Genomic DNA, 12,590 nt, shown 5'->3' with positions numbered 1-12,590 from the left:
TCGATCAATCGGCCATGCTGGCCTGACCGCAGCCTCGGGTTTATTCAACCTTTAACTGTATTGAGATTGGAACGCTATCGAGAGTCGTCCGTTGGTTTCCTGCGAAGGAGCCATCATGACAGTACCAGCGACCGCATCAGGCCAACGCCGACTTCAAATTCTGGACGACGAAACCCGCGACGCACCAGGCTTCAATCCCGGCGCGCATGCCGGCATGTCCGCGTCCGAAGACATCTGGGTCAGAAACTTCATGGCCCGGCTGGCCGCCTCGGTGCGGAGCCTCGGCCGCAGGCCATAGCTGCGTCCACAGCGTTTTTCGGCAGAGTGGATAGCGGTTTGCGTTGAGAAAGCTCTCAAGACCAAGACCAGAGCCCGGCTCCGATTCAATCAGAACCGGCAAGGCTCCAGACTAGTTCGTGGTGCTGCCGGTCTTGGTGCGCGGCTTGGCGGGAGCCGCCGTCTTCGGCGTATCGGTGCTGCGCACATTGCCCCACGGGTCGGAAGATCCCTTGGCATCCGGAATCTTCTTCAACGATTCCTTGTAGGCCTTTTCCCTTACTGCGTCGGCTTCCTTCTCTTCCGGCGACCTGGATTGCAACTCCGGGATCAGGTTGATGTTGGGACTTTGCGCGTAAGCCGGCCCTGCCAGCAACACGATGACAGCCGCGGCGCCAAGAATTCTCATCACGGAAGCTCCTGCCTGTTGCGGGCAATATATCACCGCGTCAGCCGCGACGCCAAGCGCGTCAGCCCGTTTGGGGTCACGAGCGGTCCGACTTAGCGGTCCGATTTGCAGGATTTCGGCGATTGCCCCCAATCGTCCCAGATCGGGCCGCATTTGGTGCAGCCATTGAGGGCGAGACCCATGGCGACCACGCTGAAAATCAGTACCAACCGCCTGAACATGGATACGCACTCCCCATGCCATGATGATACGGCCGGAAGTCAGGCATTTTCAAGCCGCGGCGGGAGTGTTCATTTGCGGCGGAGGCACTTAAAAAAGCGGGGAACCGATTGCAGCGAGGGAACCGATGTTGATGCAGAACCAGCCGCCCGCCGGGGAATTCGATATCGAGGAAGCCAGGCGCGTGCTCCGCGAGGTGTTCGCACCATGGGTACAGGACCTTGGACTGTCGATCGCCAGCATTGAGTGCGCTCCGCCGCCGGGCGCCGGCGCCGACTGGCAGCCGGGCGCCATCCTTCTCATGCCCTTCTCCGAGCGGCTGTGCCGCAACGGTGGTATCGTCTGCGGCCAGGCGCTGATGGCTTTCGCCGATACCGCCATGGTGATCGCCATTCAGGCGGCCAACCGCGGCTACCGGCCGATGACGACGGTCGATCAGACCACGCATTTCATGCGGGCCGCGACCGCCTCGGACGTTCTGGCGGATGCCCGGGTGGTTCGAACCGGCCGCACCATGAGCTTCGGCCGTGTCACCCTGTCAAGCGCCAGCGACGACAAGCCGGTGGCGATGGTCTCCAGTGCGTTCGCGATGCTGAGTTAGCTTTCGGATATCTGCGGCGGATTAATTGCCGAGAACCTTTTCGGCGGCGTTGACGATGCTGATATTCGGATTCTTGCCGCAGAAGCTGCCGAATTTCTTGGCGTTCTCGACGAACACGTCGGTGTCGATGATGGCCTCGTCGGAATCGCCCTTGTACCAGCCGTCCATCCAGGTCAGCACCATCTTGATCGTGTCGTCGCCGCCTTCGAGGAACTGCTTGCAGCTCATGGTCGACAGGTCGAGCACAACGGCATGGGACGGCGCCGACGACAGCATCAGGCCAGCGGCAATCAAGAGTGCGGCCATCGATTTCATGATCATCTCCATTGCAATGTGAAAGTAATCGGGAGCAATACCGATTCCGAAGCGCCGCGCCAGCACCATTTCTGGGTGCCGATCGGGAAACGATCAATTGATCCGCCGTTGCCGTCCGGCTGGAGCAACGACCAGCGGTTCGGTTACGGCCGGCCCCTGCCCGCCCGGTCAGCCCGCGACGACCGCACCGCGCTCGATACGGAAGGTGCGATCCAGCAGATCGATGACGTGAGTTTCGTTGGATTCCGACATCAGCACCGAAACGCCATCGTCCTTGAGGTTTGAGAGAACTTCGCCGAGCCGGCGCGCCAGCGCCGGCGCCAGGCCCTCGAACGGCTCGTCCAGTACGAGCAGGCGGCGCCCCGCCATCAGGGCGCGGGCCAGAGCCACCATTTTCTGCTGGCCGCCGGAGAGTTCGAGGGCGCGGCGGCGCCGGAAATTCGCAACCTCCGGCATCAGCGTATAAATGCGATCGAGACGTTCCCGCGCATCGGTCGAACCGGTCGCCAGTGCCGGCAGCAGAATGTTCTCCTCAACCGCGAATTCCGGCACCAGCCGGCGATCTTCCGGCATGTAACCGAGCCCTAGCGCCGCGCGGCGATGCGCCGGCTCCGCCAGCAGATCGACGCCATCCAGGGTCATGATGCCGCGCGCCGGCAGCGCCCCCATCAAGGCCCGCATCAATGTCGTCTTGCCCGCGCCATTGCGCCCGATCAGGCCGGAGAACTGCCGCTCGCCGAGCGACAGTTGCGCATCGCGGATGATCTCGATGGCGCCGATCGAAACATGCAGCGCGGATACCTCAAGCATGGGACGCCCTGCTGGCGGCGAGTTTGCCGTCCTTCGACCGGATCAGCGTTCCCGTGATGAACTCGCGCACGCGCTCGTCGCCGAGCGCCTCGGCGGGCGCCCCGTCCGCGATCACGGTGCCGTCGTAGAACGCCAGCACGCGGTCGGCGAACCGCTGCACGATCTCCATGTCGTGCTCCACGAACAGGATGGTGGTGCCGCGCGCCTTCAACGCCCCCATGATGACATCCATCAGGCCAAACTTCTCTTCCAGGCTGATCCCGCTGGTCGGCTCGTCGAGCAGCAGGACGCGCGGATTGCCCGCCGTCGCCATTGCAATGTCGAGCAGCTTGCGCACGCCCTGCGGCAGCGTTGACGCCAGCGCGTCGCGAAACTGGCCCATCCGGAACTGGTCGAGCGCGGTTTCGGCATCGGCGGATGTCTCGGCCGAGACAAAACGCGACAGCGCCGCACCGACCACGGAGCTGCCGGAGCGCGCGATCGCGGTGGCCGCGCACAGGTTTTCGAACACGCTGAAGGTGGGAAAAACCTGCGCCACCTGAAACGAACGCGCAATGCCCAGCCGCATGATCTTGCGCGACGGCAGCCCGGTGATGTCCCTGCCCTCGAACTGGATGGTGCCGCCCGACGGCGTCAGATGGCCGGTGATCATGTTGACGAACGTGGTCTTGCCGGCGCCATTGGCGCCGATGATCCCTACGGTTTGCCCCTGCGGCACGTCGACATTGATGTCGCGGGCGGCGACCACCTGACCGAAAGTCTTTTCGAGACCCTTGACGGAAAGCAGCGCGCTCATGCCGCACCCTTTTCGGAAATGGTGGCGCGTTTGCGGATCATCAGGGAGCCGAGCCCCTCGGGCACGAACAGGATCGTCAGCAGCAGCACCGATCCGAGGATCAATTGCCAGCCGCCGGGCAGCAGGGCGACCGCGATGGTGCGGACGATCTCGAACAGCAGCGCGCCGAGAAACGCCGCCGGAACCGATGCCGCTCCCGCCAGGATGGTCACGAACACGAATCCGCCCGACGTGGTCCAATAGGCCATCTGCGGATCGACATGACTGATCGACAACGCCGCGAGCGCGCCGCCGGCACCCGCCAGAGCCGCCGAAATGGTCAACTTCAGATGCACCAGCCTGGTCACGGAAATGCCGAGATATTCGACGCGAATTTCATTATCGCGGATTGCGCCGGCGAGTTGGCCGGCAATCGAACCAAGATAGGCCGAGACGCCTACCCAGGCCAAAAACACCATGCCAAGCGCCAGCCAGAACAGTGCGAAGGTGTAACCGGGACCGCGCGGCTTCATGCCGAAGAAGCTGGCCTGGGCGACATTGACGCCGTCGGTCGATCCCAGCGTTTCGGATTTGACCAGCACGCCGTACAGGATCATCGACAGCGCGAGGCTGAGCATGGCGAAGAAGATCTCGCGGTATTGCGCCAGCAGGAAACCGACCACGAAGGCCACCAGCGCTGCCATGATTACGGCCAGCGCAATCAGCAGGAACGCGTCCGTCACTCCGAACCAACGTCCCGACAGAGCCACCGTGTAGGCTCCGGTCGCAAAGAACAGCGCCTGGCCGAACGGTACCAGACCGCCGCGCCACAGGATGATGAGACCGCAGACCACGAGCCCGGTGGACATCGCAAGCGTCACCAGCGAGATCAGCCACAGCGGCGTGAACGGCGCGGCCGCTCCCAATCCGCCGAGGATCGCCGCGCCCAGAAGAATGCGAAGTCCGGTCATCATATTTTTCTCGGTTGAGCGCGACTGAACAGGCCCTGCGGACGAAACACGAGAACCAGCGCCATCACGGCATAGATCGAGAACAATTCGAGTTGCGGTATCAGGTGCACGGCACCGGCGCGGAACAACCCGACGATCAGGGCGCCGACCAGCGCACCCTCCATCGAGCCCATTCCGCCGATCGCCACCACCGCAAAGGCCAGCACGATGACTTCGACCCCGAGGCCCGGGGTCACCGATATCTTGGGAGCGGTCAGCGCGCCGCCGAGCGCGCCCAGCACCGCGCCGACCAGAAACGTCACCGTATAGACCCTGGAGACATCGACGCCGAACGCGGCGGCGGTTTCGCGGTCGTAGATCACGGCGGTCAACAGTCGCCCGAAGGTGGTCTTCTTGATGGTGTAGGAGGCAGCGATCGCCAGCAGGCCGGCAAACCCGACCAGACCGATGTCGTAGACCGACAGTGGCAATCCGCCGACCGTGAAGCTGCCGGCCTCGGTATAGGGCTGATAGGCAGACCGGCCGTCGGTACCCCAGATCAGAATCAGCACGTCCTCCAGGATCAGGAACAGTGCGTAGGTGATGAGAACGACGACGACTTCGTCCCTGCCGTAGACGCGGCGGAGAAACACCCGCTCCAGGATGTAGCCCATCACCAGGCCGATCGCGATCGCGGCCGTGGCAATCGCCAGATAGCCTCCGGCCACGGGCCAGCCGCGGTCGAAATACAGGCCGATCGCGGTGGCCGCCGCATAGGCGCCGAAGGCGTAGAAGGCGCCATGGGCGACATTCAGAATCTTCATGACGCCGAAAATCAACGTCAGGCCGATGGCGACGACAAACAGCCAGGCGGCATAAACAAGGCCATCGGTGACGATGGCGATAACTGTGATCACCGGATGCCGTCCCTTACATCGTGAAATGCAGCAAAACTGCAGCCGGCGGCGCCGGCTGCAGGCAATCGTGCGGCGCCTAGTTGCATTTGGCTCCGGGCATGCCGGCCTCGAGCCACGCCGTCGAGGTCATGTTGGCCGGAGGATTCACGCATTCGGCGGGATAGCGGACGACGTCGACGATTTCGGCTTTGCCTTCCGCCTTGTTGAAACGGAAGCTGCCATAGGCGATATCGGCGATCCCCTGGTGGCCGTTGCCGATCGCCATGCGGATTTTGGCGCTCGGTCCCTCGAACTCGATACCCTCGAACGCCTTCACCACATCGTCGATCGCTGGCTGTTGGCCGCCCTTGGCCGCCGCGGCCTTGTCCCAGGCGGATTTGAGCCCGAGGATCGACTGCGCCATGTGATAGGCCGGATAGGTCGGCGCCGTGGCGAAGCGATCCTCGTAAACCCCGCGGAACCACTTGTTCAGGGGGGTGTCGGGCGCCATCACGCCGTGCGGGCCGCGCGCTCCAATGATCGTGCCATCCGGGATCTTGCCGCCGAGCCGGAACATCGCCGTCTCACCCGCGGTATAGACCATGGTGGAGCGCGCCGGCAGACCGCGGGCGCCATTCTGGACGATGAAGCTCTCGAGATCGCCATTCCAGAAGCTGGAATGCACGATCTTGGAATTGGTGGTCAGCAGCGCCGAAATCTCCGCACCGAATTCGCCCGCGAACAATTTTGGCAACAGCTCCTTGTCGACGGTCGCCTTCGGCGCCAGCGCCTTCATGGCGGCGACAAAATCACGCCAGCTGTCCTGGCCCCAGGCGTAGTTCTGGTTGATGCCGGAATACGAAGCGAGGTCCGGAAATTTCTTCAGCACGTAGCGAGCGGCGCCCACGCTGTCCATGGTGGCGTGCGGGGTCGCGCGGAACACATATTTGAGCGGCTTTTCCTCGAAGATCCGCGGCGTTCCGCAGTCAAAGAACACGGTCAGGGCCTTCAGTTCCTCGGCAACCGGCGCCACTGCCAGGCAATTGCCCGACGAGACATATCCGACGGTGGCGTTCACGCCGTCGCGTTGAACGAGGTTGCGGAATTCGGTGACCTGGTTGGCGGTCGAGCCGGCCTCGTCGACGTATTTCGGCACGATCTTCGCACCGGCGAGACCGGGGGTCGCATAGGGCGCGGGCACTTTGCCGGCGTTGAGCATTTCGATCATGATTTCCGCAGAGTTGCGGCCGGGAATGCCGAACGGACCGGCGGCAGGTCCGGTCAGGAAGCTGACGATCCCGAGTTTGACCGGCTCGGCCGTCGGCGCGGTCTGGGCGACTGCCGCGACCGGCAAAGCCGTCAATAGCAACGCCGCCGATACCTTGCGCGCCAAACAGGCGCGTACGCTCGTCCTCTGCATGCGAATCCTCCCCATGATGATCTTTTCTCGGCCGTTACGGCTCTTGTCGCGAAAGTGTATGCGCGATTGCGGGCGATGCCAATACGGCCAGATTGCCGCGACGCGCTTTCAGCAAAGGCCCCTGTCATTTCAGCTAGCGGAAAATTCCTGGCAGCAGATCGGTGCGGGGTCTCACCGGCCGTGCGGCGGCAACGTTGCGCCCGGCTTTGAAAATGCTGCATCGCATTAGCGGTGGCCGCATTGCAGGGATGCTCCGACCCGCGCTTGCGGCGCTGCCCTTCAGGCAAGTAACCTGCAAGCGAGACCCACCCCCAGGATTCTCGCAAACGATAAAGACCGTTCCAGCGGAGAGGCTCCATGAACCGCCCATTGAATTCCCCTGCCATCAAAGTCGTCAAATCGGTTCGCGAGCAGGTCAGCCCCGAGGAATGGCAAACCCGCGTCGACCTCGCCGCCTGCTATCGCCTTACCGCGATGTACGGCATGACGGAGATGATCGCCAACCACATCTCCTGCCGCGTGCCGGGATCGCACGACCAGTTCCTGATCAATCCGTACGGGATGCTCTACGAGGAAATCGATGCCTCGTGCCTGATCAAGGTCGATATCGAAGGCAACACCCTGTTCAACGCGTCGGAATATGGCGTCAACGCCGCCGGTTTCGTCATCCACAGCGCGATTCATATGGCGAAGCCCGAAATGGAGTGCGTGGCGCATACCCACACGCCGGCCGGCATGGCGGTCTCGGCGATGGAATGCGGGTTGCTGCCGCTGGCGCAAACCTCGATGCGGTTTCTCCACGTCGCCTATCACGACTTCGAAGGCATTGCCGACGATGTCGGGGAGCGCGAGCGGCTGGTGGCCGACCTCGGCGATCACGAAGCCATGGTGCTGCGCAATCACGGGCTGCTCGTGGTCGGCCGAACCGTCCCTTCGACGTTCAACCTGCTGTATCGCATGGAGCGCGCCTGCGAGGTGCAGGTCATGGCGCTATCCTGCAATACCAAGCTGATCCGCCCGCCGCAGAATGTCCTGGAAGCAACCTTCGACAGGATGAAGCCTCGCGTGGATCTGCCAAACCGCAACGGTGAACTGGCGTGGCCCGCGCTGCTGCGGAAGCTCGATCGGGTCGATCCCTCATACCGGAACTGATCGGACCGGTTGTTGGCCGATCCCCGCGGCGCGTCACCCGGCATTCTCCATTCCAAAGCCTGGCAGATCGCGATGATCGGGCTGGGCACGGCCACGACGCAGCTCGACACCGCCGTCAACATCGCCTTCCCCGCCATCACGAGGGGATTTGATCTAGGGATCAGCGACATCCAGTGGGTGGTGATCTGCTACGTGCTGGCCTATGCCAGCCTGCTGCTGGCGCTGGGGCGGATCGGCGACACCATCGGCCACGCCGTCGTCTACCGGACCGGGCTGGTCTGCAGCGCGGTGGCATTCCTTCTCGTCGGCTATGCGCCGAGCTACGGGGCGATGCTGGCCTTTCGCTGCATGCAGGGCATCGGCGCCGCCCTGGTGCTGAGCTGCGGCGCGGCGCTGGTGACAAGCCTGTACGGCGAGCAACAGCGCAGCCGGGCGCTCGGCATCTACACCATGATGATGGCGCTCGGCCTGATGCTCGGTCCGCTGCTCGGCGGTGTGCTGGTGGCGATCTGGGACTGGCCGGCGGTGTTCTGGTTCCGCATTCCGATCGCGATCGCGGCGCTGCTGCTGTTGCGCGGTCTGCCCGCGTCGCAACCGCACGGGTCACGCGAGCCCTTCGACATCCCCGGCGGCATCGCGCTGGCACTCGGCCTGGTGACGATGCTGATGGCGTTCAATCGCATTCGCGAGCTTTCCGCCATCTGGCTCGGATTGCTGTCCGCCCTGGCCTTTGCGGGTTTCATCTTCCGGCAGTCCCGCGCGGCGCGGCCGATCATCGATTTCGCGGTGTTTCGCCTGCCCGGATTTGCGGTCCTCAACCTCGTCAGCGTGCTCGCCAATCTCGCGGCCTTTTCGGTCTGGCTGCTGGTGCCCTATTATCTGACCCGCGTGACCGGCTATTCGCTGGGCGAGAGCGGCGCCATTCTGGCTTCGGGCGCTGCCGGTGCGGCACTGGCTGCGCCGATCGGCGGCCGCCTGATCGGACAGCAAGTGTCCGCCGAACGGCTGGCGCTTGCCGGCGCGGCGGGAATTGGCGCCGGCCTCATCCTGCTGAGCGCATGGACCGAACAGACCTCAACCGCTTGGCGTGTCGCAGGGCTGATCGTGCAGGGCGTCGGCCTCGGCCTGTTCCAGCTCGCTTACACCGATATCGTGACGGCGGCACTTCCACTGCGGGACCGCGGGGTGGCGGGCAGCCTCGCGCTGCTGACGCGGACGCTGGGCACCGTAGCCGCGGCGTCGATCGTCCTGATGGTGTTTGAAATCCTGCATCTGCAGCATGATTTCTTCGACGCCTTCCAGCGGACCTTTCAGCTGGCGGCCGTGCTGGCGTTTGTCAGTGCGGGACTGTTGGCGTTTTCATCCCGCAAGACCGGCCAACCCTAGCCTCGGCAAGAGAGCCCCGGCAAGCCGGCCACCTTGATCTATCGCAACGTCGATCAAGCGCTCCTGACGAATATGAGTCTTCGGTCAGAGGAAAACGGCATGATCATCGGCGTATCGACCTTTCCCATGAAGCGGGCGAGATGAGTTCGCGGGCTGTCAAGCTCGTGGCGGGGCTGATGGCCGCTCTGGTTCTGGCCGGCGGCGGCTATTACTGGCGTTTCATGCGCGAAATTCCGGTACGGACGGCTGCGCCGCAGCAAAATGTCGAAGTCCGCGTCTTCGGAATCGGGACGATCGAGGCGCAGCTGGTCTCAAAGGTGGGCTTTCAGATCGCCGGAAAGCTGATCGCCGTTGAAGCGGATCAGGGGGACGTCGTGAAAGCCGGCGCCCTGCTCGCAAAGCTCGATGATGCCGCCCAGCGCGCCAAACTCAGGAAAAGCGAGGCAACCCAGCAGCAGGCGGCAGCGAACCTCGCCAAGACCGAGGCGCAACGCGCGCGCGCCGAAGTCACCTACCAGCAGAAAAAGAGCATCAATCTGCGGCGGCAGACCCTCGTTGGCCGCGGAAGCGTGTCGCAGGAGTCAGCCGAAGATGCGCAGGCTGCCGAGGAAATCGCCCTCGGCGATGCCAGGATCATCGAAGCGGACACCAGGGTCGCCGCGGTGCTGCAGGACGATGCCGCGTCCCAGCGTCAGATCGATGCGGTCGTGCTGGACCAGCATGAGCTGCGGGCACCTTTCGACGCGAGAATAATCGCGCGCAGCAAGGAGCTCGGCGGAATCGCGAATGCGGGCGAACCCGTATTCACGCTGATCGCGCCCGACTCGATCTGGGTCAGAGCCTATGTCGACGAAGCGCTGGCCGGAGGACTGAGCATCGGACAGCGCGCCTTCGTGCGCCTGCGCTCCGAGCCGAATCGCACCTTCGAGACGGAAGTCGTCCGTATCGATCAGGAGAACGACCGGCTCACCGAAGAGCGCCGCGTCTATGTGCGGTGCCGGGTCTGCATTTCGGAACACCAGCTCCGATACCTCGGCGAGCAGGCGGAAGTGGAGATCGTCAAGAAGACGATTCCGAGCGGTGTATTCGTTCCGCTGAAATTCGTGGAAGGCTATGACGGCCGGTCCGGCACGATCTGGACCCTGCAGAACGGCCGGCTCGCGAGGCAAAAGGCGCAGTTCGGCGAACGTCTGCTCGACGGACGCATCCAGATTACATCCGACATACAGGGCCAGGTCGTGGCTGACGACCGAACTGATCTGCGCGACGGCCGCGCCGCGCGCCCGATCGACGGATCGTGACGTGAACCTCGCTCTCAAGGACATCAGCCACAATCTCGGTCGTTTTCTGCTGACGTGCCTCGGGCTCAGCCTGCTGCTCGGGATCGTCCTCGCCATGGTCGGCATCTATCGCGGCCTGGTCGTGGAATCGCTCGGCCTCGTCCGCGCCGCGGGTGCGCAGGTCTGGGTCGTGGAAGGAGGTACGCGCGGCCCCTTCGCGGAGGCTTCACGGCTGCCGGGCGACACGCGGGAGGCGATAGCGGCGCAATGGGGCGTGGCCGCGGCCGGTGGCGTCTCCTATCAGAATATCGACGCGCAGCACCGCGGCCAGACCAAGCGCATGATGGTCGTTGGCGCGCAGATCGCGCGACCGGGCGAGGCGCCGCCGGTGGTCGAAGGACGGCCGATCCTGCGCAGCCGCTACGAAGCGGTCGCGGACCGCGGCGCGGGGCTCGCGCTCGGAGAGCAGATCAGGCTCGGACGCGATATGTTCACGGTGGTCGGCTTGACCAGCGGCCTCGTGGCCTCAGGCGGCGATCCCGTCATGTTCATCACCCTGCGGGACGCCCAGAAGCTGCAATTCGACCTGGCGCCGCCGGCCGCGCGACGAGAATTCGCACGCTCCGCCGGCGCGACCGGAACCACCAACACGGTGAACGCCATTCTGGTCAGGCTGCTGCCGGGCGTGGATGCAAACCGCTTCGCGCAGGACATCGTGCGATGGAAGCACCTTGCGGCGCTCACCCAGGAGGATCAGGAAGCCGTTCTTGCGCGTTCCGTCATCGATCGCGCGCGCCGCCAGATCGGTCTGTTCACAACCCTGCTGCTCACCGTGTCTACGGTGATCGTCGGCCTCATCATCTACACCATGACGATCGACAAGAAGAAGGCGATTGCGACCCTCAAGCTGATCGGGGCGCCCGATCGACGCATCGTCGGGCTGATCGTCCAGCAGGCCATTGCCATGGGAGTCATCAGCTTCGTTACCGGCGCCGCGCTGATCAGCGCGGGTCACGGCTATTTTCCGCGCCGGGTGGTTCTCGAGCCGGCGGACGCCGCGGCTCTGTTCGGGGTGGTGATTGTCGCGTGCCTGCTTGCGAGCGCGCTCGGCGTTCGCACCGCGCTCAAGATCGATCCTGCTTCGGCACTCGCGGGGTAGCCATGGCCGAACAGCCCGTCGTCGAAGTGAGAGGGATCAGCAAGCATTTTGGCGAGGGGCCGACCCGCGTCGATGCGCTTCGCGGAGTTTCGCTCGATGTCTATCCGGGAACCGTGATCGGCCTGAAAGGTCCCAGTGGATCGGGCAAGAGCACGCTGCTCAACGTGATCGGCTGCATTCTCGAGCCGACTTCCGGGAGCATGCGGCTGAACGGCGAATTGGTCTATGACGGCAAATGGCTGCGCGCCGATCTGCGCGGGTTGCGACTCGAGAAAATCGGATTCATCTTCCAGTCGCATAATCTGCTGCCGTTCCTCAATGCCTGGGAGAATATCGCGGTCACCCGCATTCTGGCCGGGGCGAGTCCGGCGCAGGCCAAAATCCGTGCGATCGAGCTTCTGACATATCTCGGTATCGAGCGCCGCAAGGACGCCATGCCCGGGCAGCTTTCAGGTGGAGAGGCGCAGCGGGTGGCGATTGCCCGCGCGCTCGCCAACGACCCGCGCATCATCCTGGCCGACGAGCCAACCGCTGCGCTCGATTCGCAGCGCGCCGGCACCGTCATGGACATGCTGCGGAAAGTTGCCGAGGAACACCGAAGCGCCGTCATCGTCGTCACCCATGACGAGAAGATCTTCGATCGCTTCGATCACATTTATTCGTTGCGGGACGGTGCGCTCGAACCGCCGGCGGGAGTGGTTGCCGAAATTCCTGCTCAGCAATGATCGATGCGGCAAATTCAGGCTTGGCGAAACCGTCCCGCGCGGCCGCAAGGGCCAACGTCATTTTCCGAACCACATGCGCCTCAGCAACCCGTCGCGGCGACCGAATTGGTGATAGAGAGCAGCACCGACGTGAAGAACGACCAAAGCGATCAGGAGCCTCGCCCCGATACCGTGCGGTGCGCGCGGCGAATACTTCGAGAAGTCGGGCAGCGCAGCG

At 63.8% G+C, this 12,590-nt stretch carries 16 protein-coding genes; 7 read left to right on the top strand and 9 right to left on the bottom strand.

What is annotated here, in order from left to right:
* The first annotated feature begins 115 nt into the window (after positions 1-115).
* Entirely contained in the window at positions 116-298 is a 183-nt protein-coding gene (locus tag Q7U29_RS10250) for a hypothetical protein (RefSeq protein ID WP_304741004.1), read from the top strand.
* 111 nt (positions 299-409) lie between these two features.
* On the opposite strand, the gene Q7U29_RS10245 is transcribed toward Q7U29_RS10250, so the two are convergent.
* Positions 410-685: a hypothetical protein gene (locus Q7U29_RS10245; protein WP_304741002.1), complete on the bottom strand. Its 276-nt coding sequence runs from the start codon at positions 683-685 to the stop codon at positions 410-412.
* 92 nt (positions 686-777) lie between these two features.
* The gene (locus Q7U29_RS10240) at positions 778-906 is read right to left on the bottom strand and encodes a peptidylprolyl isomerase (RefSeq protein WP_304740999.1); all 129 of its coding nucleotides are present in this window, start codon (positions 904-906) and stop codon (positions 778-780) included.
* Between the two features lie 131 nt (positions 907-1,037).
* Between Q7U29_RS10240 and Q7U29_RS10235 the strand changes: the two genes are divergently transcribed.
* Positions 1,038-1,505: a PaaI family thioesterase gene (locus Q7U29_RS10235; RefSeq protein WP_304740998.1), complete on the top strand. Its 468-nt coding sequence runs from the start codon at positions 1,038-1,040 to the stop codon at positions 1,503-1,505.
* 21 nt (positions 1,506-1,526) lie between these two features.
* Here the strand turns inward: Q7U29_RS10235 and Q7U29_RS10230 are convergent, their stop codons facing one another.
* From Q7U29_RS10230 to Q7U29_RS10205, 6 genes are all read right to left on the bottom strand, one after another.
* A complete protein-coding gene (locus tag Q7U29_RS10230; RefSeq protein ID WP_304740995.1) occupies positions 1,527-1,820 on the bottom strand; it encodes an HdeA/HdeB family chaperone in 294 nt (97 codons plus the stop codon).
* A gap of 168 nt (positions 1,821-1,988) precedes the next feature.
* On the bottom strand, positions 1,989-2,630 hold the full coding sequence (locus Q7U29_RS10225) for an ABC transporter ATP-binding protein (protein WP_304740993.1): 642 nt from the start codon (positions 2,628-2,630) through the stop codon (positions 1,989-1,991).
* Positions 2,623-3,426, bottom strand: a complete 804-nt coding sequence (locus Q7U29_RS10220) for an ABC transporter ATP-binding protein (RefSeq protein WP_304740991.1) — start codon at positions 3,424-3,426, stop codon at positions 2,623-2,625. The genes Q7U29_RS10225 and Q7U29_RS10220 overlap by 8 nt, the downstream gene beginning before the upstream one ends.
* Positions 3,423-4,376, bottom strand: coding sequence for a branched-chain amino acid ABC transporter permease (locus Q7U29_RS10215; protein ID WP_304740989.1), 954 nt, complete (start codon positions 4,374-4,376; stop codon positions 3,423-3,425). Before Q7U29_RS10215 ends, Q7U29_RS10220 begins: the two co-directional genes overlap by 4 nt.
* Positions 4,376-5,272 (bottom strand): branched-chain amino acid ABC transporter permease, encoded by an 897-nt coding sequence (locus Q7U29_RS10210; protein WP_304740986.1) that lies wholly within the window; start codon positions 5,270-5,272, stop codon positions 4,376-4,378. Before Q7U29_RS10210 ends, Q7U29_RS10215 begins: the two co-directional genes overlap by 1 nt.
* A gap of 76 nt (positions 5,273-5,348) precedes the next feature.
* The gene (locus Q7U29_RS10205) at positions 5,349-6,671 is read right to left on the bottom strand and encodes an ABC transporter substrate-binding protein (RefSeq protein ID WP_304740984.1); all 1,323 of its coding nucleotides are present in this window, start codon (positions 6,669-6,671) and stop codon (positions 5,349-5,351) included.
* Between the two features lie 357 nt (positions 6,672-7,028).
* Between Q7U29_RS10205 and Q7U29_RS10200 the strand changes: the two genes are divergently transcribed.
* The 5 genes from Q7U29_RS10200 (at position 7,029) to Q7U29_RS10180 (ending at position 12,373) form a co-directional block, all read left to right on the top strand.
* A complete protein-coding gene (locus Q7U29_RS10200) occupies positions 7,029-7,823 on the top strand; it encodes a class II aldolase/adducin family protein (protein WP_304740981.1) in 795 nt (264 codons plus the stop codon).
* A gap of 12 nt (positions 7,824-7,835) precedes the next feature.
* A complete protein-coding gene (locus tag Q7U29_RS10195; protein ID WP_304740979.1) occupies positions 7,836-9,209 on the top strand; it encodes an MFS transporter in 1,374 nt (457 codons plus the stop codon).
* Between the two features lie 140 nt (positions 9,210-9,349).
* Entirely contained in the window at positions 9,350-10,510 is a 1,161-nt protein-coding gene (locus Q7U29_RS10190) for an efflux RND transporter periplasmic adaptor subunit (RefSeq protein ID WP_304740976.1), read from the top strand.
* Between the two features lies 1 nt (position 10,511).
* Positions 10,512-11,648 (top strand): ABC transporter permease, encoded by a 1,137-nt coding sequence (locus Q7U29_RS10185; RefSeq protein ID WP_304740974.1) that lies wholly within the window; start codon positions 10,512-10,514, stop codon positions 11,646-11,648.
* A gap of 2 nt (positions 11,649-11,650) precedes the next feature.
* Positions 11,651-12,373 (top strand): ABC transporter ATP-binding protein, encoded by a 723-nt coding sequence (locus tag Q7U29_RS10180; RefSeq protein WP_304740971.1) that lies wholly within the window; start codon positions 11,651-11,653, stop codon positions 12,371-12,373.
* A gap of 57 nt (positions 12,374-12,430) precedes the next feature.
* Here the strand turns inward: Q7U29_RS10180 and Q7U29_RS10175 are convergent, their stop codons facing one another.
* Positions 12,431-12,583: a cytochrome b gene (locus tag Q7U29_RS10175; protein ID WP_304741007.1), complete on the bottom strand. Its 153-nt coding sequence runs from the start codon at positions 12,581-12,583 to the stop codon at positions 12,431-12,433.
* Between the last annotated feature and the right edge of the window lie 7 nt (positions 12,584-12,590).

This window comes from Bradyrhizobium sp., from assembly GCF_030654605.1.
Taxonomy (GTDB): Bacteria; Pseudomonadota; Alphaproteobacteria; order Rhizobiales; family Xanthobacteraceae; genus Bradyrhizobium.
The sequence above is the reverse complement of the archived record's forward strand: the minus strand, read 5'-3'. Positions and strand labels throughout refer to the sequence as shown.

Bases quoted from the DNA above. Each gene is read 5' to 3' on its own strand.
- Q7U29_RS10230 (WP_304740995.1), bottom strand. From the start codon at position 1,820: ATGAAATCGATGGCCGCACTCTTGATTGCCGCTGGCCTGATGCTGTCG.
- Q7U29_RS10190 (WP_304740976.1), top strand. From the start codon at position 9,350: ATGAGTTCGCGGGCTGTCAAGCTCGTGGCGGGGCTGATGGCCGCTCTG.
- Q7U29_RS10215 (WP_304740989.1), bottom strand. From the start codon at position 4,376: ATGACCGGACTTCGCATTCTTCTGGGCGCGGCGATCCTCGGCGGATTG.
- Q7U29_RS10200 (WP_304740981.1), top strand. From the start codon at position 7,029: ATGAACCGCCCATTGAATTCCCCTGCCATCAAAGTCGTCAAATCGGTT.
- Q7U29_RS10205 (WP_304740984.1), bottom strand. From the start codon at position 6,671: ATGCAGAGGACGAGCGTACGCGCCTGTTTGGCGCGCAAGGTATCGGCG.
- Q7U29_RS10220 (WP_304740991.1), bottom strand. From the start codon at position 3,426: ATGAGCGCGCTGCTTTCCGTCAAGGGTCTCGAAAAGACTTTCGGTCAG.
- Q7U29_RS10250 (WP_304741004.1), top strand. From the start codon at position 116: ATGACAGTACCAGCGACCGCATCAGGCCAACGCCGACTTCAAATTCTG.
- Q7U29_RS10240 (WP_304740999.1), bottom strand. From the start codon at position 906: ATGTTCAGGCGGTTGGTACTGATTTTCAGCGTGGTCGCCATGGGTCTC.
- Q7U29_RS10180 (WP_304740971.1), top strand. From the start codon at position 11,651: ATGGCCGAACAGCCCGTCGTCGAAGTGAGAGGGATCAGCAAGCATTTT.
- Q7U29_RS10235 (WP_304740998.1), top strand. From the start codon at position 1,038: ATGCAGAACCAGCCGCCCGCCGGGGAATTCGATATCGAGGAAGCCAGG.
- Q7U29_RS10225 (WP_304740993.1), bottom strand. From the start codon at position 2,630: ATGCTTGAGGTATCCGCGCTGCATGTTTCGATCGGCGCCATCGAGATC.
- Q7U29_RS10245 (WP_304741002.1), bottom strand. From the start codon at position 685: ATGAGAATTCTTGGCGCCGCGGCTGTCATCGTGTTGCTGGCAGGGCCG.